At 64.7% G+C, this 241-nt stretch carries 1 pseudogene; it reads right to left on the bottom strand.

Annotated features, from left to right (window positions below):
• Positions 1-241, bottom strand: a pseudogene (locus AAEY78_RS14740) (bifunctional nicotinamide-nucleotide adenylyltransferase/Nudix hydroxylase); the annotation flags it as partial.

The following is a 241-nucleotide window of genomic DNA, read 5'->3' as shown; positions in this document are numbered from 1 at the left end:
GCGAAATACTGGTCGCGGATCTCGGTGGCGGAAATGTCTTCCGTCGCGTCGACGTCGACGAGCTCCCATTGCGGGAACATCCGCAGGTAATACGAGGTGGCGTCCTTCTCGTGGCCGATCAGCCCGACCTTGCGTTGCGCGACGTCGCCGAGCACGACGGCCACCGCATCCTGCACCCAGCGCACCCAGTCGCCGTCGTTGTAGGTCGAATCCTGCAGCGGTGCGATCGTCACGCGATCGC

The organism is Psychrobacter sp. 16-MNA-CIBAN-0192, from assembly GCF_040309565.1.
Classification (GTDB): Bacteria; Pseudomonadota; Gammaproteobacteria; order Pseudomonadales; family Moraxellaceae; genus Psychrobacter.
The sequence above is the reverse complement of the archived record's forward strand: the minus strand, read 5'-3'. Positions and strand labels throughout refer to the sequence as shown.